At 74.3% G+C, this 4206-nt stretch carries 4 protein-coding genes; all 4 read left to right on the forward strand.

Annotated elements, in window-relative coordinates; translation table 11 throughout:
• On the forward strand, window positions 1–637 hold a 637-nt coding region (locus ACWJ6R_RS31230), incomplete at its 5' end, for a diacylglycerol/lipid kinase family protein (RefSeq protein WP_449065663.1).
• On the forward strand, window positions 550–1011 hold the full coding sequence (locus tag ACWJ6R_RS31235) for a hypothetical protein (protein ID WP_449065664.1): 462 nt from the start codon (window positions 550–552) through the stop codon (window positions 1009–1011). The genes ACWJ6R_RS31230 and ACWJ6R_RS31235, both read left to right, overlap by 88 nt.
• 221 nt (window positions 1012–1232) lie before the next feature.
• Window positions 1233–2885 (forward strand): ABC-F family ATP-binding cassette domain-containing protein, encoded by a 1653-nt coding sequence (locus ACWJ6R_RS31240; protein ID WP_449065665.1) that lies wholly within the window; start codon window positions 1233–1235, stop codon window positions 2883–2885.
• A gap of 33 nt (window positions 2886–2918) precedes the next feature.
• Window positions 2919–3932 (forward strand): hypothetical protein, encoded by a 1014-nt coding sequence (locus ACWJ6R_RS31245; protein WP_449065666.1) that lies wholly within the window; start codon window positions 2919–2921, stop codon window positions 3930–3932.
• The last annotated feature ends 274 nt before the right edge of the window (window positions 3933–4206 follow it).

Here is a 4206-nt window from a genome sequence, read left to right on the forward strand (position 1 = left end):
CGCGGGGGAGGGAGCGGGGGAGGCCGCGTTCGCCGGGGCGGAGGCCGGGACGCGGACGGCGGACGCGCTGCGCGCCGCGCTCCCGCGAGCCGAGGTCTACGAGCCCGGCCCCGGAGACGACCTCGCGCAGGTGGTGGGCGAGGCCGCCTCCCGCGCCAAGGTGCTCGCGGTGGCCGGGGGCGACGGCGCGGTGAGCCGGGTCGCCGGGCAGGCGCTGCGGACCGCCGTCCCGCTGCTGGTCGTGCCCTCGGGCCCGCCCGGTGACTTCGCCCGCGCGCTCGGACTGCTGACCGTGGACGACGCCGTCGACGCCTACCGCTCCGGCGACCTGGTGACCGTCGACGTCGGGGAGGCCGCCGGACGGCCCTTCGTCGGCTCGGCGAGCCTGGGGATCTACCCCGAGGTGCTGGCCCGCAGGCAGCGGCGGCAGGGCCGGATCGGCAAGTGGCCCGCGCTGCTGTGGGCGATGGCCGAGGTGCTCGGACCGGGTGGCGCGCGCCCGCCGACCTCGTCGTGGACGGCGTGCCGCGCCGACTCTGGCTGGTCTTCGTGGGCAACTGCCGCCACCAGGTGCGCGGGGCGGCGCCCACGCGGCGCGAACGGCTGGAGGACGGCCTGCTGGACGTGCGGATCCTGACCGCGGCCCGCCGGCTGCCGCGGGCACGGGCCTTCCTCAGCGTCCTGACCGGCAGGTTCCGATTGTCCCGCCACTACCAGCAGTGGCAGGCCGACACGCTCCGGATCTCCTCCCCCTCGGGCGAGGTGCGGCTCGCGTGCGACGGCGAGGTGTTCACCGTCTCCGGCGAGGTGGAGTTCGCCAAGCGCCCCGCTCGCTCCTGGTGTTCCGGCCCCTCGGCTGAGCGGCGCGCCGCCGTCCGTACGGCCTCGGGCCCCGGTGTCCGTACGGCCTCGGCCCGCCGTCCGCGCGCCTCGGGCCCGGATGTCCGTACGGACTCGGGCCCCGGTGCCCGGGCGGAAAAAAGAGTTGACGCCTCCGATTCCGCGGCATAACGTCGATGGCGTCCCATCGCCGTCATCTGAGGAGTCCGGTGGAGTTCTGAGGTTCGGACACCGCGCTGTGAGAGCCGCTCTGCGGCCCGGCGCGCATCTGACCTCAGCGGAGCCTCCCCGCCTCCGGCGGCGTTCTCCTGTGGGCTCTTCCCTGTCGAGGCGTGCGCGCCCGCGGTGTCTCCCGTGTCCCCGAAACCATGACACATCCCCGGGAGCCGCCCATGTCATCCTCCATCTCGTCCTCCATCGTCTGCGACCGCCTCTCGTTCGCCTGGCCGGACGGCACCGTCGTGCTGGACGGTCTCGACGCGGCCTTCCCGACCGGCCGCACCGGCCTGATCGGCGTCAACGGCTCGGGCAAGTCCACCCTGCTCAAGCTCGTCGCCGGCGAGTTCGCCCCGCTCTCCGGCGCGGTCTCCGCCGGCGGGGAGACCGGCTACCTGCCGCAGAACCTCACCCTGGCGGCCGGCCGTACCGTCTCCGACCTGCTCGGCATCACGGAGCGGCGGAACGCGCTGCTGGCCGTCGAGCGCGGAGAGGTCGCCGAGCACGAACTGGCGGAGTACTTCACGGTCATCGGCGACGACTGGGACGTCGAGGAGCGCGCCCGCGCCGAACTCGGCCGGCTCGGCCTCGGCCACGTCGGCCTCGACCGGACGGTCGCGACGCTGTCCGGCGGCGAGACCGTCATGGCCGGCCTGGCGGCGCTGCTGCTGCGCCGCCCCGACGTGCTGCTGCTGGACGAACCGACCAACAACCTCGACCTGGACGCCCGGCACCGGCTGTACGCCGCGGTGGAGGCGTGGACCGGCGTGCTGGTGGTGGTCAGCCACGACCGGGCCCTGCTGGAGCTGGTGGACAGCGTGGCCGACCTGTCCGGCGGCGCGATCCGGATGTACGGCGGGAACCTGACGGCCTACGAGGAGATGCTCGCCGCCGAGCGGGAGACCGCCGAGCGGATGGTCCGCACGGCCGAGGCCGACGTGCGGCGGCAGAAGCGCGAATGGGAGGAGGCGCAGGTGAAGCTGGCCCGCCGGGTGCGCTACGGCAACACGATGTACGAACGCAAGCGCGAGCCGAAGATCATCATGCAGGAGCGGAAACGCCAGGCGCAGGTCGCCGCGGGCAAGCACCGCAACCTGCACGCCGGGAAGCTCGCCGAGGCGCGCGACCGGCTCGGCGAGGCCGAGTCCGCGGTCCGCGGCGATCCGGAGATCCGGATCGGGCTGCCCGGGACGGCCGTGCCCGCGGGCAAGACCGTGCTGACCGTGACCGGTCTGCGGACCGTGAGCGGGACCGCGGTGGAGGAGCTCGTCGTCCGGGGACCGGAGCGCATCGCGCTGATCGGCCCCAACGGGTCGGGCAAGACCACGCTCCTGCGCACGATCGTCGGTGAGCTGGCACCGGCGGAGGGGACCGTCGCGGTGGGCGTGCCCGGCGTGCGGTACCTGCCGCAGCGGCTCGACCTGCTGGACGACGGCCTCAGCGTGGTGGACAACGTCCGCCGGTTCGCGCCGTCGGCCACGGTCAACGAGGTCCGGGCCAGGCTGGCCCGCTTCCTGTTCCGGGGCGACCGGGCCGACCGGGCCGCCGCGACCCTCTCGGGGGGAGAGCGGTTCCGCGCCGTGCTCGCGGCACTGCTCTGCGCCGAACCGCCGCCGAGGCTCCTGCTGCTGGACGAGCCGACCAACAACCTCGACCTGGCGAGCGTCCGGCAGCTCGTGCAGGCCCTGGGGGCCTACCGGGGCGCGCTGGTCGTGGCCAGCCACGACCAGCCGTTCCTGGAGTCCGTCGGGATCACCCGCCGGCTGACCCTGGACCGGGTGGGCGTGCTGTCGGAGCAGGTGGTCTCCCCTGTCCACGAGGAGGTTTGACGTGGGCTGATCAACCGGGCGATAGTGGGGCAGATGAGTCCCCTGGCTGCTCCCCGCACGCGCTCCCGCGCCGCGCTCGCCGCGGCCACCACGGCCACCGCCCTGGCGCTGACGGCCTGCACCTCCACCACCGGCGTCCGGCCCGTCGCGGGGCAGGCCACCGCGAGCGGAGTGGTCGGGTCGCTCGGCGCTCCGGCCGGCACCTCGCCCGGCGGCACCGTCGCGAGCGCCACGCCCTCCCCGTCGGCCCTGACCGCGGAGGCCTACCGGATCGAGCTGCAGCAGGCACGCGGCCCGGTCCGGGACGCCCTCAGGAAACTGGCCGGCACCGGCGGGCTGAAGAACCTCGACAAGCGGATCGGACAGGCCGCCACGGCGGCGAGCGAGGCGGCGTCCCGGCTGGAGCCGCTGGCGGCCCCGCCCGAACTGGCCGTCCAGCACGCCACCTACCTCGACGCGCTGCGCACGTTCGGCGCGGCCCTCGACGGGGCGCGCCCGGACGTGCTGGCGCAGGAGACGTGCACCGGTCCCGCGGTGCTGACGAGGCTGGACCGCGCCGGGGACCTGGCCGACATGAAGGAGGCCGCCGCGGCGCTGACCGGCTATCCGGCCGACGTCGTCTCGGTGAAGGCCGCCAAGCAGAAGACCCGCCGCCTGTCCAACGGGAAGATCATCCAGTCCGAGAGCCGTACCGGGCGGGGCTCGATGAAGGTGCACAACGGCGGCTCGCGCGACGCCGTCGTCGTGGTGATGCGCGGCAAGAAGAAGGCCTTCACCCTCTACGTGCGCAAGAAGTCCAAGGCCACGGTCCCGGGTGTGCGCGACGGCAGCTACCGCGTCTTCTACACCACGGGCACCGACTGGGACTCCGGCGCCAAGGCGTTCACCCGCTCGTGCGGGTTCACCGAGTTCGGCAAGAGCGTGAAGTTCAGGACCACCCGCTCCGGCGGGTACATCCGCTGGAACAACTGGACGCTCACCCTGCACGCCGTCAAGGGCGGCACCGTCCGTTCCAAGCCGGTGGACCCGGACAAGTTCCCCAAGTGACCGCTCGGGTTCCCGGGTGACCGCTCCGGCCGGGTCCGGCCGGAGCGGCGCGTGACGCCGTTCGCACGACCTGCCCGCGGGGGAGGACGCCCGTACGCGAAGACCGCGACCTCTCCGAGGCCGCGGTCCCGGGTCATCCCCCCTGAGCCGATCGGAATCCGATCAGGTGGAGAAGAGCATGCCCACCCAGCTGCGCTGGCGGTGGTGGCCGTAGTGGCCGCCGTAGTGCGGGGCCGGGGCTCCCCAGCCCGGGGCGCCGTGGGCCGGCGGCGGC

It is taken from the genome of Planomonospora algeriensis (genome assembly GCF_977012225.1).